The sequence below is a fragment of the Pseudomonas sp. ICMP 10191 genome, from assembly GCF_001467335.1.
Taxonomy (GTDB): domain Bacteria; phylum Pseudomonadota; class Gammaproteobacteria; order Pseudomonadales; family Pseudomonadaceae; genus Aquipseudomonas; species Aquipseudomonas cerasi.
On the sequence record NZ_LKGW01000113.1, the window covers coordinates 235,686 to 260,689 of the forward strand.

The 25,004-nt window shown below is 58.7% G+C and carries 24 protein-coding genes; 11 read left to right on the forward strand and 13 right to left on the reverse strand.

Annotated elements, in window-relative coordinates; translation table 11 throughout:
• Positions 1-222: 222 nt before the first annotated feature.
• Positions 223-1,092, forward strand: a complete 870-nt coding sequence (locus AO388_RS15850) for a hypothetical protein (RefSeq protein ID WP_003363341.1) — start codon at positions 223-225, stop codon at positions 1,090-1,092.
• 4 nt (positions 1,093-1,096) lie between these two features.
• On the opposite strand, the gene AO388_RS15855 is transcribed toward AO388_RS15850, so the two are convergent.
• Positions 1,097-2,173, reverse strand: a complete 1,077-nt coding sequence (locus AO388_RS15855) for a diguanylate cyclase (protein WP_054082159.1) — start codon at positions 2,171-2,173, stop codon at positions 1,097-1,099.
• 297 nt (positions 2,174-2,470) lie between these two features.
• Complete coding sequence (locus AO388_RS15860; protein ID WP_054082160.1) at positions 2,471-3,673, reverse strand: MFS transporter; 1,203 nt, start codon at positions 3,671-3,673, stop codon at positions 2,471-2,473.
• 110 nt (positions 3,674-3,783) lie between these two features.
• On the opposite strand from AO388_RS15860, the gene AO388_RS15865 reads away from it, so the two are divergent.
• Positions 3,784-4,692 (forward strand): LysR family transcriptional regulator, encoded by a 909-nt coding sequence (locus tag AO388_RS15865; RefSeq protein WP_003434308.1) that lies wholly within the window; start codon positions 3,784-3,786, stop codon positions 4,690-4,692.
• A 33-nt stretch (positions 4,693-4,725) separates the two neighbouring features.
• Here AO388_RS15865 and AO388_RS15870 read toward each other — a convergent pair whose 3' ends face one another.
• The 3 genes from AO388_RS15870 to AO388_RS15880 form a co-directional block, all read right to left on the reverse strand.
• The gene (locus AO388_RS15870) at positions 4,726-5,316 is read right to left on the reverse strand and encodes a hypothetical protein (RefSeq protein ID WP_003434309.1); all 591 of its coding nucleotides are present in this window, start codon (positions 5,314-5,316) and stop codon (positions 4,726-4,728) included.
• 136 nt (positions 5,317-5,452) lie between these two features.
• A complete protein-coding gene (locus AO388_RS15875) occupies positions 5,453-6,265 on the reverse strand; it encodes an MlaA family lipoprotein (protein WP_003363329.1) in 813 nt (270 codons plus the stop codon).
• Positions 6,258-7,556, reverse strand: coding sequence for a hypothetical protein (locus AO388_RS15880; RefSeq protein WP_003363327.1), 1,299 nt, complete (start codon positions 7,554-7,556; stop codon positions 6,258-6,260). Before AO388_RS15880 ends, AO388_RS15875 begins: the two co-directional genes overlap by 8 nt.
• Before the next feature lie 1,180 nt (positions 7,557-8,736).
• Here AO388_RS15880 and AO388_RS15885 point away from each other — a divergent pair.
• The 3 genes from AO388_RS15885 (at position 8,737) to AO388_RS15895 (ending at position 11,792) form a co-directional block, all read left to right on the forward strand.
• Positions 8,737-9,591: a glycine betaine ABC transporter substrate-binding protein gene (locus tag AO388_RS15885; protein WP_003434310.1), complete on the forward strand. Its 855-nt coding sequence runs from the start codon at positions 8,737-8,739 to the stop codon at positions 9,589-9,591.
• A 234-nt stretch (positions 9,592-9,825) separates the two neighbouring features.
• Positions 9,826-10,137 (forward strand): DUF485 domain-containing protein, encoded by a 312-nt coding sequence (locus tag AO388_RS15890; protein ID WP_003314526.1) that lies wholly within the window; start codon positions 9,826-9,828, stop codon positions 10,135-10,137.
• A complete protein-coding gene (locus AO388_RS15895; RefSeq protein WP_003363323.1) occupies positions 10,134-11,792 on the forward strand; it encodes a cation acetate symporter in 1,659 nt (552 codons plus the stop codon). Before AO388_RS15890 ends, AO388_RS15895 begins: the two co-directional genes overlap by 4 nt.
• A 117-nt stretch (positions 11,793-11,909) precedes the next feature.
• Here AO388_RS15895 and AO388_RS26790 read toward each other — a convergent pair whose 3' ends face one another.
• Positions 11,910-12,068 carry a DUF3309 family protein gene (locus tag AO388_RS26790; RefSeq protein WP_002552554.1) on the reverse strand — a complete coding sequence of 53 codons (159 nt, stop codon included), beginning with the start codon at positions 12,066-12,068 and terminating at the stop codon, positions 11,910-11,912.
• A 315-nt stretch (positions 12,069-12,383) separates the two neighbouring features.
• Between AO388_RS26790 and AO388_RS15900 the strand changes: the two genes are divergently transcribed.
• From AO388_RS15900 to csrA, 4 genes are all read left to right on the forward strand, one after another.
• Positions 12,384-12,761 carry a DUF2784 domain-containing protein gene (locus tag AO388_RS15900; RefSeq protein WP_003363321.1) on the forward strand — a complete coding sequence of 126 codons (378 nt, stop codon included), beginning with the start codon at positions 12,384-12,386 and terminating at the stop codon, positions 12,759-12,761.
• A gap of 103 nt (positions 12,762-12,864) precedes the next feature.
• Positions 12,865-13,680, forward strand: coding sequence for an SDR family oxidoreductase (locus AO388_RS15905; RefSeq protein WP_003363320.1), 816 nt, complete (start codon positions 12,865-12,867; stop codon positions 13,678-13,680).
• A gap of 238 nt (positions 13,681-13,918) precedes the next feature.
• Positions 13,919-14,251: a YnfA family protein gene (locus tag AO388_RS15910; protein ID WP_058416713.1), complete on the forward strand. Its 333-nt coding sequence runs from the start codon at positions 13,919-13,921 to the stop codon at positions 14,249-14,251.
• Between the two features lie 170 nt (positions 14,252-14,421).
• The gene (csrA, locus tag AO388_RS15915) at positions 14,422-14,616 is read left to right on the forward strand and encodes a carbon storage regulator CsrA (protein ID WP_003363316.1); all 195 of its coding nucleotides are present in this window, start codon (positions 14,422-14,424) and stop codon (positions 14,614-14,616) included.
• 79 nt (positions 14,617-14,695) lie between these two features.
• Here csrA and AO388_RS15920 read toward each other — a convergent pair whose 3' ends face one another.
• The 4 genes from AO388_RS15920 to AO388_RS15935 form a co-directional block, all read right to left on the reverse strand.
• A complete protein-coding gene (locus tag AO388_RS15920) occupies positions 14,696-14,923 on the reverse strand; it encodes a YheU family protein (RefSeq protein ID WP_058416714.1) in 228 nt (75 codons plus the stop codon).
• Between the two features lie 67 nt (positions 14,924-14,990).
• Positions 14,991-16,187: an osmoprotectant NAGGN system M42 family peptidase gene (locus tag AO388_RS15925; RefSeq protein ID WP_003412697.1), complete on the reverse strand. Its 1,197-nt coding sequence runs from the start codon at positions 16,185-16,187 to the stop codon at positions 14,991-14,993.
• A gap of 79 nt (positions 16,188-16,266) precedes the next feature.
• The gene (ngg, locus tag AO388_RS15930; protein ID WP_054082162.1) at positions 16,267-18,015 is read right to left on the reverse strand and encodes an N-acetylglutaminylglutamine synthetase; all 1,749 of its coding nucleotides are present in this window, start codon (positions 18,013-18,015) and stop codon (positions 16,267-16,269) included.
• A gap of 3 nt (positions 18,016-18,018) precedes the next feature.
• Positions 18,019-19,791 (reverse strand): N-acetylglutaminylglutamine amidotransferase, encoded by a 1,773-nt coding sequence (locus AO388_RS15935; protein WP_024661722.1) that lies wholly within the window; start codon positions 19,789-19,791, stop codon positions 18,019-18,021.
• Positions 19,792-20,074: 283 nt separating this feature from the next.
• On the opposite strand from AO388_RS15935, the gene AO388_RS15940 reads away from it, so the two are divergent.
• On the forward strand, positions 20,075-20,257 hold the full coding sequence (locus tag AO388_RS15940) for a type II toxin-antitoxin system HicA family toxin (protein WP_054082163.1): 183 nt from the start codon (positions 20,075-20,077) through the stop codon (positions 20,255-20,257).
• A gap of 35 nt (positions 20,258-20,292) precedes the next feature.
• Positions 20,293-20,697, forward strand: a complete 405-nt coding sequence (locus AO388_RS15945) for a type II toxin-antitoxin system HicB family antitoxin (protein ID WP_024661723.1) — start codon at positions 20,293-20,295, stop codon at positions 20,695-20,697.
• A gap of 16 nt (positions 20,698-20,713) precedes the next feature.
• On the opposite strand, the gene AO388_RS15950 is transcribed toward AO388_RS15945, so the two are convergent.
• The 3 genes from AO388_RS15950 to AO388_RS15960 are packed head-to-tail and all read right to left on the reverse strand — an operon-like array spanning position 20,714 to position 24,931.
• A complete protein-coding gene (locus AO388_RS15950) occupies positions 20,714-21,793 on the reverse strand; it encodes a lipocalin-like domain-containing protein (RefSeq protein ID WP_058416715.1) in 1,080 nt (359 codons plus the stop codon).
• Complete coding sequence (locus AO388_RS15955; RefSeq protein ID WP_024661725.1) at positions 21,783-24,263, reverse strand: ABC transporter permease; 2,481 nt, start codon at positions 24,261-24,263, stop codon at positions 21,783-21,785. The genes AO388_RS15950 and AO388_RS15955 overlap by 11 nt, the downstream gene beginning before the upstream one ends.
• Positions 24,263-24,931 carry an ABC transporter ATP-binding protein gene (locus AO388_RS15960; RefSeq protein ID WP_058416716.1) on the reverse strand — a complete coding sequence of 223 codons (669 nt, stop codon included), beginning with the start codon at positions 24,929-24,931 and terminating at the stop codon, positions 24,263-24,265. Before AO388_RS15960 ends, AO388_RS15955 begins: the two co-directional genes overlap by 1 nt.
• Between the last annotated feature and the right edge of the window lie 73 nt (positions 24,932-25,004).

Here is a 25,004-nt window from a genome sequence, read left to right on the forward strand (position 1 = left end):
TCTGATTGTATCTCTATAACGCCAGGCGTGCCTGGCAGTACTGAGAGGTTCAACAGTCTTGGTTTTAGCTATGCCTCCGACGTCATGATTAGGCACAGCGCTGAAAGTGGACCTTGGCAAAGCAAGCCTGCCGGGCCAGAAACAGTCACCTTTCATTTAACGTATTGATTGTTAATCCCTGGCGAGAACCGCCAGGGATCTTTCGGGGCAGGAGCCAACGTCATGCGAGTCATAAGTTCCGGAGCAGATGCACTGATAGCCGCGCAACAACTTGACGATAAAAGAGCGGCAAAAAACATGCCCTCAATTGCCAATTCCCCCCTCCGATCAACCTCTCCAGACTCTGCGGTGACCATCAGCGGCCAGGCCCTCCTGAAACACAGGGTATTTGGGGGCGCGGACTCTGCTGGTTCTGCGCCCATGCTGGGAAAAGCCGAATGTGGAATGTCCATGCCCGAGGCGTTTTTTTTAACCCGGGATGATCGCAGGCTGCTGGGTGATGTTTACGAGTGGGCGAGCGCTCAGGGAGCTGATCTAGGCTATGTTGATGATCTGGCTTTTGGACTGGCCTCGTACAGAGAGAAAGATGATGGAAGAATATGGGGCCGCCAGAACCAGGGCAAAACATATGACATGGAAGGCCACAAGGTGTTCTACAGTTTTACCGAGTCGCACGCGGCCACCGCCAAGCGTATTACCGAAAGCGATGGGTTAAAAACAACGCGGCTGGATCAGGGGTTTGTTCGCTTCATCACTGACAAGGACTACGGGTCCATAGGTCACAATAATTTTGATTTCATGGAAAAAGTCATTAACAGGTTTTCAACGGCAGGGGAAAGGGACGAGCAACTGGGGACAGATTTCACTACTTACAAAAGCCAGAAGAGTGACTACGTAAGGACGCTGTCCAAGGAAAAATACACGCCTGGCGAAGGCGACTCTCGAGAAACGGCCGCCGTAAAAAAATCCACCAAACCCAAGGAAATAACTCTGGAAAGCCTGCGTGCCGATATGCGCGAGGCGTTCTTCAAGGCGATGGGGGTCAAGAGTTTCTCATCCCTGTTCGACATGCTGTTCAAGCACAAGCGTTGACGGATCAGGCCTGTGCGCCAAGCGAATGGTGGTCTGACGGTGCATCCTGAGGGCTGACTACGCGGTTGCGACCGGTGCTTTTAGCCAGATACAGGGCTTTGTCTGCTTCATGCAGCCACGAGGAGGCATCCTGCATTTCAGGGGAGTAGGCGGCAATGCCGATACTGAGGCTGACCTTGAGATCGCAATGCAGGGTATAGGTCATTTCATCTATCGCCAGGCGCAGGCGCTCAAGGATTTCCTTTGCCTGAAACAAGCTGGTATCGGGCAGAATGACGCAGAATTCATCGCCGCCACAACGCCCGATCAAGTCGGAGTCGCGCAGGTTTTCTATCAGTGCTTCGCTGATACTCTGCAGCACCGTGTCGCCCATCAGGTGGCCATAAGTGTCGTTGATGACCTTGAAGTGATCGATATCGATCAGCGCGATGACGCACTCCTGATACGCGCCTTGGTTACTGGCGTACTTCAGGTCAAGCAGGTCCTTCCATGCGCCATGATTGAGCAGGCCGGTGAGGCTGTCTGTGCGGCTTACCTTGCGCAGGATGTTGCGGTGTTCCCACAGCTTGAGGGTGACCTGATGGCTCAGCCAGCCAATGAAAATGGGGTAGATCACCAGTACAGGAAGACAGGCATAGATCTGCGCCATGTTGCCGTGCAGATTGACCACAGGGTTGAGCGCGGCCAGTGAAATCAGCACGCCCAGTGCCTGTGCGCACAAGCCCTGGAGCATCAGGCGTGGCCCGGCGGCGGCCATGTTATGCATGGCCATCATGGCAAGGACGGTGACCCCGGGAACCGCACTGAAACCCATCGCACCCACCCAGAAACCGCCCAACAGCGAATCGAAAAGCAAATTGCGCCATTCGGCTTCATAGGGCTCGCGCGACTTTCTTGCAATCTGGTAGGCAACGTGCGGCCATACCAGAGCGTTGAACAGCGCCAACAACCACAGCCAGTGTGCAGCATTCACGTAATATAAAGACACAGCAACCGTCACAAAACCAACGCTTACACCGAGTGATCTCGGGGCGTAGATCCGCTTGGCGAATGCCATCCCTTTGCGGTGATAGGTGCTCATAGGTGCTTACCGGACATTACTTTTGAATCGGTCAGAAACCGCCACCACCTGACCGAAAGGCTGGAGTTTGAGCGTTCGCTAGTGTCAAGGGAAGTGTATTTTGCCTGGAGGTGTCAAATAGCTACATGGTGAGGAAAGATCACTGTTTAAAAGTCAATTAAATGACAGAAACAGTGCTAAAGCCTGTTCAAAAATATGACGATATATAATTCAACACACGGTAAATAACCGGGGCAGGGTGTCTGGGTGTTTGCAGACACACTGCCCGGCGAGTTCAATAAAGCGACAGTCAGGCGGTTATAACGGTGCCTTGTTTTTCTGAATGCTGGTCATCCATGCGACGGCAATGGACAGCAGCGCAACAACAGCGGCGACATACCCTACGGCACCCAGGCCCAGATGCTCGATGGTAAGGCCTCCGATGATCGAGCCCAGGCCGATGCCGGCATTGGCGGCCGAGACATTCAGGGTCCCTGCCAGTGCCTGGGCCTGAGGCGCTGCTTTCATCACCCTGATCTGGCAGATTGGAAACAGCGCCGTATGCGCGATGCCCCAAATCACCAGCACCACGGCCAGCAGCGGCATGGAGCCTGCGGCGGGTACGCTTGCGGTCATGCCCAGTGCGAGCAGCAGCGCAAAGGCCATGGTCGAGCCGAGGGGGCTGCGGTCCACATAACGTCCCCCCAGTGCATTACCGATCAGGCCGACCGCGCCGAAGCCCATCAACCACCATCCCACTTGAGCCGATTCGATGCCTGCGATGCGTTCCAGCGTGTCAGCCAGGTAGGTATAGGCACCGAACATGGCCGTGAACAGCAGGATGGACAGCAGCAGGTTGAAGAGGAAAAACGGATCCCGGAGAATTTTTGCCTGCTCGGCGAGGCCGACCTTTGCAGTAGGTTCGATACGGGGCATCGACAGTGCCAGCAACAGGGCCATCAACGCTGATAGCAGCGTCAGCGCCCAGAATGCGCCGCGCCAGCCCACGGCATCGGCAAATACTGTACCCAGCGGAATACCGAACAGCATGGCAGCCGAGATGCCGAGGTACACCTGCGCAACGGCCTTGCCGGCGCGCTTGGGTCCGGCCAGCAGACTTGCCGTTTCACTGGCCGTGCCCCAGAACACCGGCAAGGCCAATGCCGGAATGAACCGCGCCAGCGCCAGCACCCAGATGTTGCTCGACACCGCCGCCAGTGCGTTGGAGGCGGCGAAGATCAGCAGAATGACGATGAACGTGCGCTTGCGGTCCAGGTGCGAGAGCATGGCCGTCAGCGGTGGGCCAAAGAGCATCACCGTGAAGGCGAACAGCGTCACCAGCAAACCGGCAGTTGATATGGAAATTCCCAGATCGCGGGCCATTGAAGGCAGCAGACCGATAATGAGAAATTCTGTGGTGACGATCACGAAGCCGGCCAAGGCCAGAATCGCGATGGACAAACCGGCACCGGTCGAGCTTTCGCTGCGGGTGCCGGCAGCAGTGGTTTCCAGAGAAGGCATGGTACAGACCCCGTAAAAAATAAGTCCGCCAGCTTATTGCAGAAAAGAATTCCTATCTTTGGTAAATTTTCCCTGCATTATGGATTGAATTTCACTAATCGAGGTTTCATGTGCTGTCGACTGACCGCCTCAAAGGTATCGAAACGTTCGTTGCCGTTGCCAACGCGGGAAGCTTTACCGCAGCCGCTGAGCGCTTGAACCTGACCAATTCTGCGGTCAGTAAAAGTGTGGCGCGCCTGGAAAGCCGTCTCGGCATGCGCCTGTTCGAGCGGACTACTCGCAGTCTGGCGCTGACGGAGGAGGGCGCGGCCTATCACACCGTGTGCGTGCGGATGCTTGCCGACCTGGAGGCTGCTGAAACTGCGCTGGCGGCTCAACGCACAGAGCCCGCCGGACAATTGCGCATCGATCTGCCTGCGACCTTCGGCCGTTTGCATGCGCTGCCGTTGATTCTTGCCTTCACCGGGCAGCATCATAAGTTGCGCCCGCGAATAACCTTCACCGACCGTTTCGTCGATATCCTTGAAGAGGGCATCGACCTGGCCGTGCGTATCGGTGGTCCACGGGTCTGGCCCGCAGGCGTCGCGCACCGGTATCTGGGCACCGAGCGGGTGATCTTCTGCGCTGCACCGGCGTATCTGCAGCGTCACGGCACCCCGCATACGTTCGAGGACCTGGCCAGTCATGCCTGCATTCTGTTTGGCCGTGGCGATGGCAGTACCAGCCCCTGGCTGTTTGTCGATGAGCAGGGGCAGCGGGAGGCACGCGCTGTAGAAGCACGACTGGTTATCGGCAACGCAGAGGCCCAGGTGGCAGCGGTGACGTCGGCATGGGGAATTGCCCAGCTGGCAACCTGGTTGATCAGGGAGCAGCTGCAGCGCGGCGAATTGGTGGAGATCCTCCCGCAACTGGCCACCGATGGCCTGGCCTTGCACCTGGCCTGGCCGCGTAACCGCGAGTCCCTGCCCAAGGTGCAGGTGCTGGTCGAGCGGTTGTCAGAGGCGTTGCGGGTGGACTGAGTCGTATCGGACCGGCTGACCGGTCCGCGCAGATCACTGGCCGATGACAGTCTTCACCAGCGCAGCATGCTCTTTCGGATTCTTTGCATTGGAGACCACGTTCAGCACCGCTGCGCGGGTACCCGATGCAGCGACGATCGATGTGCTCAGCACCTGGGCGTCGCTCATGGTCGCTGAGGTGTCCAGCTGGCGCACACCAAGACCGTTCTTCTTGACGATCTTCTTGTCACCCAGTTTTTTGAAGTCCTTGTAGCCGGTACTCTGCTGGGCAAGGATGCCGGTGACCAGTCCATCAAGTACTACACCGTCGTTATCGCTGGCCTGCACGCCCATTGGCATCGGCGTTTCGGTAACGATCAACACGCGCTTTTCAGCCGCATTGGTGTACAGCGACCCCGTCACACCCTGGGCCTTGGCTTTTGCGTCAATCTCGGGCATCTCGCCCTGTACGTAGCCCGCAGGAATGGTGAAGGTCAGTTTGCCGCCCAGCAGCGAAGCGTTTTGCACCGCAGCAGCGGTAGGCGCAGCAGCCTGCGGCTTGGTGGCAGCCTGAACGCTGACCATGCTCTGACATGCTGCCAGTGCGACACACACAGCCATTGCCTTGAAACCGAAAGAACGCATGGAAATTCCTTTTTTTGTCTGTTAATGACACAGGCGTTTGCGCCTGAGGCATGTGAGTGACCGGGCAGGTAAAAGTGCCCATAAAAAAACGACCAGTCCGATCACTCAGGCTGGCCGTCGTTTTGCTGCGTTACGCTTATTCGGCGATTTGCAGTTTGCGCGACTCGGTGTAGACGTAACGCACTTTTTCATACTCGAACGGCGAGTTGAGCTGGCCGTAACGGAAGCTGGTGACGTAACGGCGGTCAATGGCGCGCAACACGGTGATTTCCGGATGGTCGTTGCTGACTTCGGCCACGTTCAGGAAGTTGATCTGGTTTTCAGCCGTGTAGTCGAACAGCATGCCACCGGTGTCACGCAGGTTCGATGGACCGAACAATGGCAACACCAGATAAGGCCCTGCAGGCACACCGTAGAAGCCCAGCGTCTGGCCGAAGTCTTCGCTCTGACGCGGCAGGCCCATCATGGTCGCCGGGTCCCACAGACCGGCGATGCCGATGGTGGTGTTGAGCAGCAGACGGCCAGTGGTGTCCAGCGAGCGCTCGCCCTTGAACTGCAGCAGGCTGTTCAGCAGGTTGGAGACATCGCCCAGGTTGCTGAAAAAGTTGCTCACACCGCTGCGCACGAAGCCAGGGGTGATGTAGCGGTAGCCGTCCACGACCGGCAGGAATACCCATTCATCGAAACGGTAGTTGAAGTGGTAAACCCGGCGGTTCCAGGATTCCAGCGGATCATAGACTTCCAGTGCGTTGATGGAGGCGCGCTCGAACTCACGCTGATCCAGCCCCGGGTTGAATTGCAACGACTTCAGCGGCTGGGTGAAACCGTCAGCATCGGTCTGACGGGCCACAGTGGCCGGGTGCTGAGCCTTGTTGCTGGTATCCGCGTCAGCGGCCTGGACTGTGCCGGCACAGAGCAGAGCGGCAAGAAGTAAAAGACGTTTAGCCACGGAAAAACTCCAGCATGGCGTCGGTGTTGACGCGGTAATTAAGGTTGCCGCAATGCCCGCCGTACGGGTAAACGGTCAGGCGATCGCCAAAGGTCTTGCGCAGGAAGCCGAGGTCACCCGAGCCCAGAATCACGTCGTCGGCGTTGTGCATGACGGCAATCTTGGTGTTGCTGTGCAGGTAATCCTTGAGGGCGTAGAGGCTGACCTGGTCGACCAGTTGCAGAAGGCTACCGCCGTCGGTGCGTGCGCGCCACATCGGGATGACCTGTTCGGTCAGGTAGCAATCGAAGTCGCACTGCAGGGCACGCTTGAGGAATGGCGTCAGACTGGTGCCTTCGGTGATCGGGAATTTCGGTGGCGTGATCAGACCGCGACGGTTGATCAGGTCGGAGGTGAACGCGATATCCGCCGACGAGAAGCGGAACGAGGTACCGATCAGCATCGCCATCTGTTCATTGGTCAGGTGCTGCTTGGACTGCTGGAAGTCGAACAGCAGTGCATCGTTGAGGTCGATGTAGCCCTTCTGGCGGAAGTAGCGAGTCAGCTTGGCCAGCACCAGTTCATAGAACGTAGTGGTGTTGTTGATACCCTTGACGTTGGTTTGCACCAGTTTGTCGAGGTTGCTGATCGAGGTGTAGAGATTGACCGGCGGGTTGAGCAGCAGGACTTTCTTGAAATTGAAGCTGCGACGGGTTTCGTCAAGCTTGCTGACGAATGCAGCATTCAGTGCGCCGAGGCTGTAACCGGTCAGGTAATAGTCGGTTACCGGCAGTTGCGCCTGCTGAGCCCGAATGGCCTGCATGACGCGATAAATGTCTTCTGCGTCGTCGGTGGAGACGCCGGGAGTCGCAAAGCGCGAGGCCGAGCTCATGAAGTCATAGCTGGTGGGCGAAGACAGCTGCACGACGTGGTAGCCCGCGCCGTAATAGAGCTTTTTCAGGAATTCATTGATGGTGCTGTTATACGGCGCGCCGGTGCCGGCGATCAGGAAGATCAGCGGTGCAGCGTGGTCCTGTTTGGCCAGGCGATAGTGCAACTTTTTCACTGCCCAGAAGTTGTCGGGCAGGGTGAACTCGCGCTCGGGATGCAGGTTCAGGGTGTAGACATCCTGATCGATATCTTCATCGTCAGGCAGGTCGGGGCGCAGATCGGGCGGTGTGGTCGCAATGGTCGCTTCAAACGGATTAGTCAGCGGGTAGCCATAGGTGGCGGAGTCGACATTGGTTGCCAGAGCGGACGCACTTAAACACAAGCCACCTATAACGGTGGCGAGGCGCAGAAAACGGAGCATGACTAAATCCCTTGGGAAAGAAGTGCTGATGAGATACGCAGGCTATGACCAAGGTGTAGTGCCAAAGTGCCCCATCCACCGGTTAACCCTGTAAATATGACGGAACAATACACGTTCTTTGGATTTTGCAATGCAGATATGCGGTTTATTTTTGCATGGCTAGTGTATTTGCTGCCCCGGCGCGACGTTTACACGGGCTGGGAAAGGTAGGCAGGCCCTGGCCTGGCGGCGAATTTTTCGGCTTGCGGAAAGCACAAAGGAGAGCCGTAGCTCTCCTCCAATGTGGTTCACGTGCTCTTTTTATTGTTATAGGGCGGCCTGTTATTGTTGTTGGCGGCCAGTCCCTTTACAGCGTTGTTGTGCGACCCCCATCCGGGGTCAAGAGCAAACGTATTTTTTTGAGCGCTGATTCGCTTTAATCACCTGTCTGCACAACGGGTTGATCCCACCGGTTCTGGAGCTACCTGACGGTAGTTTTATTGTTCTCGGTCCGGTCGCGAGGCCTTCCATTGAAAGGTCCCTGTAAAGCGGGTCCACTCCAAAAAAATCTGTTAGCTGCGCCTCTGTCCGTTTTGTTCTTGTTGTGTCAGAGCCGTTACGTCTTATTTTTATTGGTTTGCTGCATCATTTCTTGTTTTTGTTGTACCAGAGATATAGCAGGACCCGTGCCAGTTTTTGAAATTCCTTTTAAATCAGTTATTTATGAATTCTGATGGTTGTCGGTTAGTCATAGAGCCGGAAAAAATGTTTCCGTGTTACCCGTTCACGGTGGTGATCGTAAACCTGCGGTAACACATCGTGTTTCCTTCGCAGTATGAGCCGGAATGGTGCGCCGCAAGTCTCTGTCGTCTATACGACGATGGTATGGGGGCCGGCGATCGCCATTGGACACAACGGTGTGTCTCCTGCCGTTGATGGCTGGATCAAAGCGTTTTTCGCTGTGCGTTGTCGTTGATGGCTCGATGTTGTCGTTTCCCATTGCCCCGGTGTCGCAGACAGAGCATGCCCGCCTGTCCGGCAGGTCGATGATCAGTGTGGCGTTGTAGTGCGTTTGATTGCGCGCGGCAGCGATAAAAACGTGCAAGGCGCCGCGTGCCCCAAGGTCGGGCGCGGGGCGGTCTGGAGAACAACGTTAACCATGCCCCGACACCCGTCGGTGCAGACTTCCGGGGAAGCGACAATGATGATGCGAAAAATACTGGGGGCGGGTGCCGCTCTGGTACTTGCGGTCAGCTCCACGCTGGCGGTTGCTGAAACCAAGACCCTGACCATCGGCTATGTGGAAGGCTGGTCCGACAGTGTCGCCACCACCTTCGTGGCCTCCGAAGTGATCAAGCAAAAGCTTGGTTATGACGTCAAGTTGCAGTCTGTCGCTGCAGGGATCATGTGGCAGGCGGTGGCCACCGACAAGCTCGACCTGATGCTGTCTGCGTGGCTTCCAGGCACGCATGGCGAGTACTACGCCAAGTACAAGGACCAGGTCGTCAACTATGGCCCCAACTTCAAGGACGCCAAGATTGGCCTGATCGTGCCTGAATACGTGAAGGCCAAAACCATCGAAGACCTGAAGACCGATGCTTCCTTCAACAAGAAGATCACCGGGATCGATGCGGGCTCGGGCGTGATGCTCAAGACCGATCAGGCTATCAAGGACTATGGTCTGGACGGCTATAAACTGCAGGCGAGCTCCGGCGCAGGCATGATTGCCGAGCTGACCCGCGCCGAGAAGGCGAAGAAATCCATCGTCGTCACCGGCTGGGTGCCGCACTGGATGTTCGCCAAATGGAAGCTGCGTTTCCTCGACGACCCGAAAGGTGTCTACGGTGAGGCTGAAACCGTAGACAACGTTGGCAGCCTGGGCCTGGAGAAAAAAGCCCCTGAGGTCGTGGCCTTCCTGAAAAAATTCCAGTGGGCATCCAAGGATGAAATCGGTGAGGTGATGCTGGCGATTCAGGACGGTGCCAAACCTGAAGCTGCAGCCAAGGACTGGGTAGCCAAGCACCCGGACCGTGTTGCTGCATGGACTGCCAAATAGTCTCAAAGTGTCTGAACAGCCGTTCTCGAGGCCGTCTGGTGTTATCGCCAGACGGCCTTTTGTTTTCCTGCCCCGGAGTGTTTTCGGTGCGACCGACTGCCGGCGGGTCCAGGCCGTGCGAGAAGAGCTATCTGCAGCTAATGTCGTTCTAATACTAAGGTCGTCTGGAGTGCGCGCCGGACCCGACTAAAGTGCATTACGTGACATCTCATCTGTGCTGCGAGGACAAAAACAATGAACGACAGCATTTACCTCTCGATTCAAAACAGCCCGCGTTTCAAGGAGCTGGTATCCAAAAGAGAGCGGTTCGCCTGGATTCTCTCGGCGATCATGCTTGGCCTGTATGCGGCCTTTATTCTTTTGATTGCTTACGGACCCCATATTCTGGGGGCCAAACTGAGTCCCACTTCGACCATTACCTGGGGAATGCCGATAGGCGTAGGGCTGATCCTTTCCGCGTTTATATTGACCGCCATCTATGTTCGCCGTGCCAACGGTGAATTCGATGACCTGAATAACGCGATCCTGAAGGAGGCTCAGCAATGATCCGGCGCCTATCAGCAGCACTTGGCCTGGCCGCCTTCGCGCCGACCCTCTGGGCGGCAGACGCGTTGACGGGTGCAGTGCAGAAGCAACCCCTGAACGTCGCCGCGATCGTCATGTTCGTGGTCTTCGTAGCCTTCACGCTGTACATCACCTACTGGGCGTCGAAAAAGAACAAGACCGCGTCGGACTATTACTCGGCAGGTGGCAAGATCACCGGTTTCCAGAACGGGCTGGCGATTGCCGGTGACTACATGTCGGCAGCCTCCTTTCTGGGGATTTCCGCACTGGTCTACACCTCCGGCTACGATGGCCTGATCTACTCGATCGGCTTCCTGGTGGGCTGGCCGATCATCCTGTTCCTGATCGCCGAACGCCTGCGTAACCTGGGTAAATACACCTTTGCCGACGTGGCCTCGTACCGCCTCAAGCAAAAGGAAATTCGTACCCTGTCTGCCTGCGGCTCGCTGGTGGTGGTGGCGTTTTACCTGATTGCGCAAATGGTCGGTGCCGGCAAGCTGATCCAGCTGCTGTTCGGTCTGGACTACGCCGTTGCGGTGGTGTTGGTCGGGATCCTGATGTGCCTCTATGTGCTGTTCGGCGGCATGCTCGCCACGACCTGGGTGCAGATCATCAAGGCGGTGATGTTGCTGTCCGGTGCTTCGTTCATGGCACTGATGGTCATGAAGCACGTCAACTTCGACTTCAACATGCTGTTCTCCGAAGCGATCAAGGTTCACCCCAAAGGTGAGGCGATCATGAGCCCTGGCGGGCTGGTGAAAGACCCGATCTCGGCGTTCTCGCTGGGTCTGGCCCTGATGTTCGGTACCGCAGGCCTGCCACACATCCTGATGCGCTTCTTCACCGTGAGCGATGCCAAGGAAGCCCGCAAGTCAGTGCTCTACGCAACCGGCTTTATTGGCTACTTCTACATCCTGACCTTCATCATCGGTTTCGGCGCGATCCTGCTGGTCAGCACCAATCCGGCGTTCAAGGATGCAGCGGGCGCCTTGCTGGGCGGTAACAACATGGCAGCGGTTCACCTGGCCGACGCGGTCGGTGGCAGTCTGTTCCTGGGCTTCATCTCGGCAGTAGCCTTCGCCACCATTCTGGCAGTGGTTGCCGGTCTCACTCTGGCGGGTGCTTCGGCGGTTTCCCACGACCTGTATGCCAGCGTCATCAAGGCAGGCAAAGCCAACGAGAAGGACGAGATCCGTATCTCGAAAATTACCACCATCGCTTTGGCGGTCGTGGCGATCTTTCTGGGTATTGCCTTTGAAAGCCAGAACATCGCCTTCATGGTGGGCCTGGCGTTCTCGGTCGCGGCAAGCTGCAACTTCCCGATCCTGTTGCTTTCCATGTACTGGAAAAACCTGACCACCCGTGGCGCCATGATCGGCGGCTGGATGGGCCTGATCAGTGCAGTGGTGCTGATGGTGCTGGGTCCGACCATCTGGGTGCAGATCCTGCATCACGAGAAAGCCATTTTCCCTTACGAATACCCGGCGCTGTTCTCCATCGCCATCGCCTTCGTAGGTATCTGGTTCTTCTCCATTACCGACAAGTCGAAAGCGGCAGAGGGCGAGCGCGCGCTGTTCTTCCCGCAATTCGTCCGCTCGCAGACGGGGCTGGGTGCCAGTGGTGCGGTTTCGCACTAAGTTCAGGTTGTTGTGAACGAAGCAGCCTTCGGGCTGCTTTTTCATGGCCGATAAAAAACCCCGCTTGAAAAAGCGGGGTTTTTATTGGCTACATGCGCTGCTGCGTGGAGCAGCAGGTCATATCTTGCCGAGCAACACCAGAATCAGCAGGATCACCAGGATCGTACCGATGATGCCCGACGGACCGTAGCCCCAGCTGCGCGAGTGCGGGAATACTGGCAAACCGCCAACTAGCAGCAGAATCAGAACGATGATAAGAATAGTGCCGATGCCCATGGTGAGTTCCCTCTTTACATTAGTGTTAATTAACAGATGCAGTTGAAACGTCATGCCGGACGGTATGAAGTTGCCTGCTTGACTCATCGGACTCTGGGCGTCGGAGAAAGGTTCGATCTATTTTTAATAATTTATTACATATTTGAAAATCATTGAAAATCATGGGTTTGTCGCATTTTTGTCTGACAATAACTCAGTCTTTTTTGACCTGATGCGTTTGATTCAGTCTTAAAAATCATTGAACTAAACACCCTGGAAAGTCTCCTCGCGGCGTGAACTTTCTACCTGAGGCATGGCCCACAAGAGGACACCGTGATGATTTATCGAGTGGCGGCGGATGCCGTGGTCGTGTTTCATCTACTGTTCATTGTGTTCGTCCTGTTCGGCGGACTGCTGGTATTGAGAAGGCCCTGGCTGGCACTGCTGCACGTTCCTGCTGCGGCCTGGGGGACAGCGGTCGAGTTTCTGCACCTGTATTGCCCGCTGACACCGCTGGAAAACACCCTGCGCAGCAACGCTGGAGGGCAGGGCTACACCGGGGGCTTCGTGGAGCATTATCTGATCCCGCTGATTTACCCGGCCGGGCTTACGCCGGGCATACAGCTTTGGCTGGGCGGCATTGTCGTGCTGCTCAATGTGTCGGTGTATGGCCTGTTGCTGGTGCGGTATGTGACACGAGCGAGGCGTTCATAGGGCTGCGGTTTGCACCAGGCATTCAGCGTCTTGATGGTGGGGTTGTGGCGCTTCCGCTGTGATTACACTCAGGCAACTCCTGCACATCACAAGGCTCTCGGCTATGCAAAACCGCATCATGATTACTGGCGCCGGCTCAGGTCTGGGCCGTGAAATTGCACTGCGCTGGGCGCGCGAAGGGTGGCGGCTGGCACTGTCGGACGTCAACGATGCAGGCCTGCAGGAGACCCTTGCGCTGGTACGCGAGGTGGGTGGTGACGGTTTTGTGCAGCGTTGCGACGTTCGCGACTACAGCCAGCTCACCGCGTTTGCCCAAGCGTGCGAACAGCGCTTTGGCGGTATCGACATCATCGTCAACAACGCGGGTGTCGCTTCCGGTGGCTTCTTCAACGAATTGTCGCTGGAGGACTGGGACTGGCAGATTGCGATCAATCTGATGGGCGTGGTCAAAGGCTGCAAGGCGTTCCTGCCAATGCTGCTGGCCAGTAAGGGCCGGATCATCAACATCGCCTCGATGGCAGCGCTGATGCAGGCCCCGGCGATGAGCAATTACAACGTCGCCAAGGCCGGGGTCGTCGCGCTTTCCGAGAGCCTGCTGGTCGAACTGCATGACCAGGGCGTTGGTGTTCATGTGGTCTGCCCATCGTTCTTTCAAACCAACCTGCTGGATTCCTTCCGTGGCCCTACGCCCGCGATGAAGGCGCAGATCGGCAGGTTGCTGGAGAAGTCGCCGATCACCGCCGCAGATATCGCCGACTACATCTTCAGGCAGGTGGGCGAAGGCGAATTCATGATCCTGCCCCACGAAGAGGGCCGTATGGCCTGGGACCTGAAGCGCAAACAGCCACAGGCGATGTATGACGAAATGACCGTCATGTGCGCCAAGATGCGCGCCAAGGCGCAAAAGGGGCATGCCTGACTAGCCCGGACGCTCCGCGTCCTCTTGCGACGCAGAGCGTCGAGACCTGAATTCCCACGCTGGAGCGTAGGGAACGATAACCGCAACTATCGTGCGACGCTCCGCGTCGCATGCCTTTCCGGACGCTCCGCGTCCTCTTGGGGGTACGGCGTTGCCTGTTCAAGGTTATCAAGGTCATGACCGCACGGTTTTCTGGTAGGGTTGCGCGCATCTTTCAGCTCTGTCCTGAGAACCTTTCATGCTCAATTATCTGTGGTTCTTCCTCGCCGCCCTGTTCGAGATATTCGGCTGCTATGCCTTCTGGCTATGGCTGCGCCAGGGCAAGAGCGCGCTGTGGGTGATCCCTGCGCTGGTCAGCCTGACGCTGTTTGCACTGTTGCTGACACGTGTGGAGGCGGCTTACGCGGGGCGTGCCTATGCGGCGTATGGCGGGATCTACATTATTGCGTCGATCGCCTGGTTGGGGCTGGTCGAGCGGGTCAGGCCGCTGGGCACGGACTGGCTGGGTCTGGCGTTCTGCGTCCTCGGTGCGACTATCATTCTGCTGGGGCCACGTTGGGCTGCCTCCTGAGTAACCACCGCCGCGAACGAAATTTCCCACGGATTTGGCCGGAAAGTAAGACGTTTCCTTCAGTCTTTTCCGGTGCTGTTGCAGGACATTACTGATTTGCCATCAGCGCATTGAAGCGCCACGTTTCGCCATGCACCCTGCCTCTTTTGCGCAACGCAAGGGTGGGAAAAATGCTGGTACTGATGCGGGAAATTGGCGAAACGTTTTCCATCGGTGATGATATCACCGTGCAGATTCTGGGGATCAACGGCAATCAGGTCAGGCTCGGGATCAATGCCCCGAAAGACGTCAAGGTGCACCGCGCCGAGGTCTACAAGCGCATTGCCAGAACGCTTTCGCAACAGGCAACGACGCCGCTTCAGTGAGCGGCGTTGTCAGCAAGCGATCTTATGGGCAGATGACCTGACTCGGCCTGTCGAAAACCCGACTAAGGCACCGTAGGCGTTATTCAAAAAACTCCTTGGGTACATCGTGCTTGAGCATCAGCTGACACCGCTGGCTCTCCAGGTCGAAAAAGATCACCGCCTGACCCTTGGTCAACGCATGACGCACGCGCAGTACCCGGGTTTGCAGCGGTGTTTCATCGCCATTATCGGTGCCCTCACGGGTGACGAAATCCTCGATCAGGCGAGTGAGGGTGTCAGGTTCCAGTTGGTCGTAGGGGATCAGCATGGCGGTTCTCGTGTCGATGAGCGGCGATGATAGAACTGCGGTGCCATGCACCGCAATTCACAGGGCCTCAACTCTCTTCGCGATTCTGCCCGATCAGGCTGTCGACCGGTGGCACGCGGGTGTCGGATTCCATCTGCGCATCGTGCTCGATCTGATGGCTGAAGCGCTCCAGCGAGCTCTGCGCAGGCTTGGCATCGCTGGCGAATACCGGTGGGCTGAGCATGTAGGCACCGAGCAACTTGCTCAGCGCTGCCAGACTGTCGATATGCGTGCGCTCGTAGCCATGCGTCGCGTCACAGCCGAAGGCCAGCAGGGCGGTGCGGATGTCATGCCCCGAGGTCACCGCCGAGTGCGCATCACTGTAGTAATAGCGGAACAGGTCACGACGCACCGGCAGCTCGTTGTCCACGCCCAGCCGTAGCAGATGACGAGACAGGTGGTAGTCGTAAGGACCGCCCGAGTCCTGCATCGCCACGCTGACGGCGTGCTCGCTGGAGTGTTGACCCGGCGCAACCGGTGCAATGTCGATGCCGACGAATTCGCTCACATCCCAAGGCAGCACACCGGCTGCGCCCGTACCGGTTTCTTCGGTGATGGTGAACAGCGGGTGGCAATCGATCAACGGCTCGGCACCGCTGTCGACAATGGATTTCAGCGCGGCGAGCAGTGCCGCCACACCGGCCTTGTCATCCAAGTGACGGGCACTGATGTGTCCGCTCTCGGTGAACTCCGGCAGCGGGTCGAAAGCCACGAAGTCACCGATGCCGATGCCCAGTGATTCGCAGTCGGCGCGGGTGGTGCAATAGGCATCCAGGCGCAGCTCGACGTGGTCCCAACTGATCGGCATTTCGTCCACGGCGGTGTTGAACGCATGTCCGGAAGCCATCAGCGGCAGAACGCTGCCACGGATTACGCCGGTGTCGGTGAACACGCTGACCCGGCTGCCTTCGGCAAAGCGGCTCGACCAGCAGCCGACTGCAGCCAGCGCCAGGCGGCCGTTGTCTTTGACTTCCCGAACACTGGCACCAATGGTGTCCAGGTGCGCCGATACGGCCCGGTCGGGGCTGTTCTGCTTGCCCTTCAGCGTGGCGCGAATCGTGCCGCGGCGGGTCAGTTCGAACGGGATGCCGAGTTCTTCGAGGCGCTCGGCCACGTAACGCACAATAGTGTCGGTAAAGCCGGTAGGGCTTGGGATCGCGAGCATTTCCAACAGAACTTTCTGCAGGTATTTCAGATCCGGATCGGGGATATTTGCAGGGGTCATGGATGCTCCTCATGGAACAGTTGCAAGCCACGGGCTGCAAAGGCTGATGCGCCATTTGCAGCCGTGCCCGCAGCTGCGATCAGATATGCACAGGCAGGCTGTGCGGAAACAACAGATCGACGAAACGTTCGGCGGTGGGTTGTGGTTCGTGATTGGCAAGGCCTACGCGTTCATTGGCTTCGATGAACACATATTCAGGCTGATCGGCGGCCGGCACCATCAGGTCCAGACCGACGACCGGGATATCCAGCGCCCGTGCAGCACGTACTGCTGCGTCGCTGAGCACCGGGTGCAGAATGGCCGTGACATCTTCCAGGCAGCCGCCAGTGTGCAGATTGGCGGCACGGCGCACGGCTAGGCGCTGATCCATCGGCAGAATATCGGCGTAGTCAAAACCGGCCTCGCGCACCGTGCGCTCGGTTTCCTGATCCATCGGAATGCGGCTTTCGCCATCCGTTGCCGCGGCGCGGCGTCGGCTCTGGGCTTCGATCAACTGTTTGATGGTGTGGCGACCATCACCAATGATTTCAGCCGGACGGCGTATCGCAGCAGCCACGACCTGAAAGCCGATCACCACGATGCGCAAGTCCAGGCCTTCGTGAAAGCTTTCCAGGATCACGCGAGTATCGAACTGACGAGCCTGTTCGATGGCGGCTTGCACGTCCTCGATAGTGCGCAGATCAACCGCCACGCCCTGGCCCTGTTCTCCGTCCAGCGGCTTGACCACGATTTGCCCGTGCGCTTCGAGAAACGCCAGATTATCGTCTGCGTTGCCCGCCCTTTGCTGTTCGGGCAAGCGCAGGCCGGCGGCCTTCAGGGCACGATGTGTCAGGCTCTTGTCCTGACACAGGGTCATGCTCACCGCGCTGGTCAGATCACTCAACGACTCGCGGCAGCGGATGCGACGACCGCCGTAGCTGAGAGTGAACAGCCCGGCATCCGCATCATCCACCTGCACGTCAATGCCGCGCCGGTGGGCTTCCTCGACAATGATCCGCGCGTACGGATTGAAGTCCGCCTGCGGGCCAGGGCCGAGAAACAATGACTCGTTAATGCCGTTTTTGCGCTTGATGGCGAAGGTCGGCAGGTTGCGGAAATTCAATTTGGCGTACAGCGCCTTGGCCTGATCGTTGTCATGCAGCACCGACAGGTCGAGGTAGCTGAGGCCGCGACTCATGAAATGCTCGATCAGGTGCCGGACCAGTACTTCGCCCACGCCCGGACGCGTGCATTGCGGGTCGACGGCCAGGCACCAGAGGCTGCTGCCTTTTTCCGGGTCATTGAAGGCCTTTTGATGATTGAGGCCCATGACGCTGCCGATGATCGTTTTGCTGCCCTCATCCTCGGCCACCCAATACACCGGGCCACCTTCGTGGCGTGGGGTCAGCAGCTCGGGGTCGATGGGCAGCATGCCGCGCGCCAGATACAGGTTGTTGATGGCCTGCCAGTCACTTTCATTGTGCGCACGACGTATGCGGTAGCCGCGAAACACACGGTGCGCCGGGCGGTAATCGCTGAACCACAGGCGCAACGTGTCCGACGGGTCGAGAAACAACTGCTGCGGAGACTGCGCCAACACCTGTTGCGGCGCTGCCACGTACAGGGCGATGTCGCGCTCGCCGGGTTTTTCGTTGAGCAGGTCCTGAGCCAGCGCGGCCGGATCAGGGTAGGTATGACCGATCAGCAAGCGTCCCCAGCCACAATGCAGCGCCAGAGGGTCTGCATCTATCTGGCTGCCGTCTTCGGCGAGTCGTGCCTGCAGACGTTCGTACGAGGGCGACTGGCCGCGCAACAGGCGCTGGCTATAAGTCGTCGCGTTCTGTTTCATCGATCACAGTCCCTGTTCGCTGAGCCACAGGTTCAGCGCTGCCAGTTGCCACAGCTTGGAGCCGCGCAATGGCGTGAGCTGGCCCTCGGGGTTGGTCAGCAGCTTGTCGACCATGGCAGGGTTGAACAGGCCGCGGTCCTGACTGGAGTCGGTCAGCAACTCGCGCACCCAGCTAAGCGTGTCGCCCTGCAAGTGTTTGAGGCCAGGCACCGGGAAGTAGCCTTTTTTGCGGTCGATCACTTCCGAAGGAATGACCATGCGCGCAGCTTCTTTCAGCACCTGTTTGCCACCGTCGGGCAACTTGAATTTGCCGGGGATGCGAGCCGACAGTTCGACCAGACGATAGTCAAGGAACGGCGTGCGCGCTTCCAAGCCCCAGGCCATGGTCATGTTGTCGACACGTTTGACCGGGTCATCGACCAGCATCACCGTGCTGTCCAGGCGCAAGGCCTTGTCGACGGCGGCGCTGGCGCCTGGCTGGGCAAAGTGATCGCGAACGAAATCACCGGCGGCGTCATTGGCAGTGCGCCACTTCGGCTGCACAGTCTCGGCGTATTCCGCGTAGCTGCGGTCGACGAATGCGTCGCGGTAGGCCGCCACCGGATCGCTCGCGCCGTCGACTTGCGGGTACCAGTGGTAACCGGCGAACAGTTCATCAGCGCCCTGACCGCTCTGTACCACCTTGCAGTGTTTCGACACTTCACGTGACAGCAGATAGAAGGCGATGCAGTCGTGGCTGACCATCGGTTCGCTCATGGCGCGGAACGCCGCAGGCAACTGCTCGATGATCTCACGTTCCTGGATACGCAGCTGGTGATGGCGCGTGCCGTAGTGCTTGGCGATCAGGTCGGAATACTGAAATTCGTCGCCACGCTCGCCGCCGGCATCCTGGAAACCGATAGAGAAGGTCGACAGGTCCTCGACACCCACTTCGCGCAGCAGACCTACCAGCATGCTCGAGTCGACGCCGCCGGACAGCAGAACACCGACGTCCACGGCAGCACGCTGACGGATCGCTACCGCTTCACGCGTACTGTCCAGTACGCGGTCGCGCCAGTCTTCGAGGGTGAGATTTTTCTCGTCTTCGTGCGGGCCGTAGGGCAGGGTCCACCAGACTTTCTGTTCGACCTTGCCGCTGGCGTCGATACGCATCCAGCTGGCTGGCGGAAGTTTTTCGACGCCGGCCAGCAAGGTGCGCGGCGCAGGCACCACCGCGTGGAAGTTGAGGTAATGGTTGAGCGCCACCGGATCAAGCATCCCGCTGATGTCACCACCCTTGAGCAGGGCAGGCAGCGAGGACGCGAAACGCAGGCGCTTGTCGGTTTTCGACAGATACAAGGGCTTGACGCCGAGGCGGTCACGGGCGATGAACAGATTCTTGCTGTCACGTTCCCAGATGGCAAAGGCGAACATGCCATTGAGCTTGGGCAGCATGTCTGCGCCCCAGGCGTGATAGCCCTTGAGCAACACTTCGGTGTCACCGCCGGAATGGAACTGATAGCCAAGGCTTTCCAACTCGGCACGCAATTCAGGGAAGTTGTAGATCGCGCCGTTGAAGGCCATGGACAGGCCCAGATTGCTGTCGATCATCGGCTGCGCCGAGCCATCCGACAGGTCCATGATTTTCAGGCGACGATGACCAAGGGCAACTGGCCCCTGACTATGAAACCCCCACGCATCCGGGCCGCGAGGCGCCAGCTCATGGGTAATGCGTTCAACAGCGGCTAGGTCCGCTGGTTGATGGTCGAAACGTAATTCACCTGCTAATCCGCACATAAGTCCTTACCGGGTTTCCGTTGGGGAGGTGACTGAGAAAGTGCAGTCACCCAGAAACTGACCCAGTGAGGGCATGGTAGTTTTAGATCAAAAAGTTATAAGCGTTTGTTTTCAGCTGGTTTGGCTGCATTGGCTGGCTCCCTCGTCGAGCCAGGCAACCACAGGCTAGTCTTCGCGAAATAAGTTGTGAAGGAATAAAAAAGATAACTCTGGGTGCCTTTTTTGTATTGTCTTAACATGCGCCCAGGGTTATATTTTTTAAGTCGAATGACTGGAGGTGGGGGTGCAGAGCAGGCAATTGATAAAGGAGCTTGAAGCAGATGGATGGATTCTGGATCGTGTTTCAGGCAGTCACCATATTTTCAAGCATCCTGAAAAACTTCAGACAGTCCCCGTACCGCATCCCAAGAAAGACTTGCCATTCGGAACGGTGCGGGCCATCAAAAAGCTTGCCGGGCTGGTTTAGTCCAGTTTTGCCCTGATACCCTTTTGGAGAAAAAAATGAAATATCCAATGTGCATAGAATGGGGAAGCGAAACCACGGCGTTTGGTATCCAGATTCCCGATATCCCAGGTGCCGTAACCGCAGGGGATACGTTCGAGGAAGCCCACGCCGCGGCGGTGGAGATTGCTCATATCATGCTTCAGGAAATAGCAGCTGGTGGTGGAACCATACCCAAGGCCGGCACTGTTGCCGAGCACGCCAGGAATGCCGATTTCGCCGGAATGGGCTGGGGCATGATCGAGATTGACGTAACGCCTTATCTTGGTAAGACGGAGAAGGTCAACGTCACACTGCCTGGTTTCGTGATCAAGCAGATCGATCGCTATGTACGGGATCACAGCATCAAGAGTCGTTCCACCTTCCTGGCCGACGCGGCGCTGGAAAAACTGGGCCGGGCATGACGGCTAATCGGAGTGCTCAATACCCGGTCATCTCCAGATACCCAACGCCTTCCTGACTCCCGCTGAACCTCACCGGCCCCTCCCAGTAGGGAATACTCACGCCCATCCAGGCGGCCGGATTCAGCGCATCGGTGGTGATGTCCAGGTTTCGGTCCGGGACCCTGACTCTCCAGCGGGTGGGCACTTTATGCTCGCCGATCACGGTTTCCTTTAATGGCTCCAGGCTGATCTCGTTGGCGTGCAGCATCCGGGTAGTGCCGTCGGCGCTTATCCAGTTACCGGTCAGGTAGGGGGCGCCGTTCTTGTGGCGGATGCGATAGAGCATCAGGCGATCGCCATCTGCAAGTTGCAGCGAAAACCAGTCCCAGCCGCTCTGGTTGGCGGTCAGTGGCTGGCTGCTCCATTCCCGGTCCAGCCAGGCGTGGCCGGTGACCTGATAGGACTTGCCTTGTATTTCCACGCTGCCTTTGGCGTCGAAGAAGGGCTGGCTGTAGTAGTACGACGCCTGGCCCGCCTCCGATTTCTGGCTGTAGCCCTGTTCACCCTGCAGCACCAGCGGTTTGCTGGATGTCAGGTTCAGGTCGTAGCGAAAGTCCTTGCCGCTGGCCTTCAGTTGCATGGCAGTCAGCGGATCACCGCTGCGGACATTGCTGGTAAAGGCCCAGTCATCAATCCGCGCCGAGAAGGGGGCCAGTGTCACGTCGGCCTGACCGATACCGCCGCGCGCATAACGCTCCGCCACATAATGGCCGCTGCTTGAAGTCGCCGCCGCATGGCCCAGCCAGATCGTGCCGTCATTCCAGCCGCTGCCGGTCTGTTGGCCGGGGCGCAGGGCATTGCGAAACAACGTCCACTGCACGCCGAACTGCTGGCCCGCGTCATCCTTGAGGGTGGCGGTGATGTACCACCACTCGATACGAAAGCCGGGGTGCTGGCCGTGGTCCTGCGGGAATGAAAAGACCTTGCCGGGTGTCACCTGCGCATAGCTGTCGGCCGTATTGCCCAGACCGGCGAAACCGCTTTCAGGCTGCGGTTTGTCGTCGCAGGCGGTGAGTAGCGCTGCGATGACCAGCTGCACCAGCCATTTACTGTTCATTGGCGAATGTCCTGATTAGATCCGCTGGACGACTACGGTACAGCCTCAGCAACGGCCAGGCCGAGGCCAGCAAAGTCGCCAGCATCGCCAGCGCCATCAATTGAAGCAGTTGCAGCGGGAACACCTGCAGCGGCAGGCGCCAGCCAAAGGCGCGAACGTTGATCACCGCATCCAGGCACCAGGCCAGCAGCAGCCCCAGTGGCAGCGCGAGCACCAGTGTCAGGACCGCCAGCAGCCAGGTCTGCCCCAGGTTGAGCAGCATCAGTTGCCGTCGCGTGACGCCCAGCGCCCACAACGGGGCGAGCTGCCCGAGGCGGCTCTGGCTCTGGGTCAGCAGGCTGATGAACAGCGCCACGCCCGCCACGCCCAGTGTCAGGCTGTTGAGTGCGGCAGTGGCGGCAAACGTACGTTCAAAGACCTGGCTCGACCAGCCCTTGAGCTGGCTTTGATCGATGATGTGATTGTCGTCCAGCTTGAAACGCGCTTGCAGCCGGGTGACCAGCGACGGGATTGTCGCCTGATCGACCCTCAGGTTGAAACGCACCGGCATCGATTGCGGCCAGTGGGCGAGCAGGTGCCGGGCATTGACCAGCAGATGGCCTTTGGGGTTGCCATAGTCGGCATAGATCCCGACGATGCGTGGGGTCCACTTGCCAGTGGGCACCGGGATATTCAGCGTATCTTCCAGCCCCAGTTGAAGGCGGCGGGCCAATTGTTCGCTGAGCATGACTGTGTCTTCATCGCGCAACAGATTCCACGGATCACCGGCGACGGATTCCAGCAACGCCCAGTGCTGGCGATAGGTGTCGTGATCGATCACGCCAAACAGGTCCGCTGGCCAGCCCTGGACTTGCACCGGCACTTGCCAGTTGGGCAGCACGGCGCGGATATCCTGTTGCTGGCTCAGCCAGGTGTTCAGCGGCTCGGCCTGCTCCGGATTCTGCGGGCTGACATACAGTTCGGCGGTCAGGCGTTGCTCCAGCCAACTGTTGAACGTCTGACGAAAACCCGACGTCATGCTGCCTGCGCCGATGTTCGCGGCCATCGCCAGCAACAGGGCCATCAGCGCCAGACTCAGGGCGGGCAACTGTTGACGGCAATCCGCCAGAAACCATTGCCCAAGCACCGAGCGACTGCGCTTCAACAGACCGCCAAGCATGGCGTCCAGTAAAACCGGCAGGGCCAGTGCGGCACTGAGCAGCAGGGCGGACATCATCACAAACCCCAGCATCAGACTGGTGCCGAACGACAGCGCGCTCACGCCAACCACAACGCCCAGCACCGCCACCCACGCCTGACGCCGCAACCAGCGTGCATGGGCTTGCTGCCATGCCTGTGCATCGGCCAGCGCCAGCAACGGCAGGCGCGCAGCCCGCAACAGACTGTTGGCACCGGCCAGCAACGCGCCAAGCAGACTCAGGCCGATACCGCTCAGCCACCACCACAGACTGAGGTTCAACTGGCCGGCGACCTCCGCGCCGTACAAGCCGCGCAGGCTGGCCGCGACATCCGGCAATAACAGGCTGGCCAGCAAGTAGCCGCTGACCACGCCAAAAATACCGCCCAACAGGGCCAGTGCGCCCAGCTCTACTCCCAGCGCAGCTATCAACAGGCGTGCGCTGACGCCACAGGCACGCAAGTTACGCAACAGCCCACGGCGCTGTTCGAGTGCCAGGCCAATGGCCGCGTGGACAATGAACAGGCCGACGATGAAGGACAGCACCCCGAGCGCATTCAGATTGAGGTGGAAGCTTTCGGTGAGACGCTCCAGATTGTTTTCTTCGCCGCTTTTCTTGATCACCAGCAGGTCATTCAGGGCTGCCGGCAGCGCAGGGTTCTGCCGGGCAAAATCCTTGGCCAGCAGCATTCCGGACAACTGCCCTGGCTGGCCCAACAACGGTTGCGCAAAGCCTATGTCAGTCAGCAAAACGCCGGGCGCCATGTCGGGTTTGGCGTGCAAGGGGGGCAGCGGAACACCGGTTTCGGTCAACGGCTGCTGGCCTTCTTCGAGCCCCAGCGCTTGCAGGGTCTGCGGTGCAATCCAGGTCATGCCCGGCGGCGTGAGGAAGTCCACGACCTGTTCGGCGTTCAGCGTCTGCCCGGCCAGTGCCGAGCCGGTCGGCAAGGTCACCGGCTCGATACCCATCAGTTGCAGGCGACGGTCTTCGCGCCCTTGAAGCACGATACGGCCTTGCAGCATGGGCGATACGGGCCAGCCTTCGCGGCGCAACTCGATAAACAATGCCTGCGGGAACAGCCCGCCGCTGCTGGCGGCGATACGGGTCTGCGGCTCGCCGCCAATCAGCTGGCTGGCGCGCTGGTAGCTTTCCCGCGCCTGGCTATTGAGCGCCTGCACACCGGTAAGCAGCGCGGTGGCCAGCCACAAGCCGGTCAGCACACTGAAAAACTGCACCGGATGACGGCGCCAATGGCTCAGCAGGGCGCGCAGCGTCCAATAGAAAACCCGCATCAGCGTTCGCCTTCGTCAGCCAGGCGCCCCATATGCAGTACCACTTTACGCGACAGGCGCTGCGCGACGCGCGGGCTGTGGGTGACCATCAGCAGGCTGGTGGGGCTGTCGGCGAGAATATCCAGCAGCAGTTGCAGCACCTCGTCGCTGGTGGCTTCGTCGAGATTGCCGGTGGGTTCGTCAGCCAGCAGCAGGCCGGGTCGAGAGGCGAGCGCGCGGCCTATTGCCACTCGTTGCTGCTGTCCGCCGGAGAGCTGTTCGGGGTAGCGATCCAGCAGTGCGGCCAGACCCAGGCGCTCGATCAAATGCGCCTGCCAGGCTGCATCTACGCGCCCGGCCAGTCGTGCCTGAAACGCCAGGTTGTCGGCTATCTTCAGGCTGCCGATCAGGTTGAACTGCTGAAACACCAGACCGATCTCGGTACGCCGCCAGTTGGCCAGTTGGCTTTCGTTCATCAGGTCCAGACGCTGGCCTGCAACCTCGATGCTGCCATCGTCGACCTGATCCATGCCCGCCACCAAATGCAGCAAGGTGCTCTTGCCACTGCCGGACTCACCCATCAACGCCAGGCTTTCGCCCTGTGCCAGATGCAGATCGACACCACGCAAGACATCCAGCGGTCCCTGTGCCGTGGTGTAGCGCTTGAATACGTTTCGCACTTGCAGCATGAGCGGCTCTATATGCTTGACTGAGTTCAAAGAGTAGCGCCTGAGCGCAAGCGCGTCGCGACCAGATATCAGC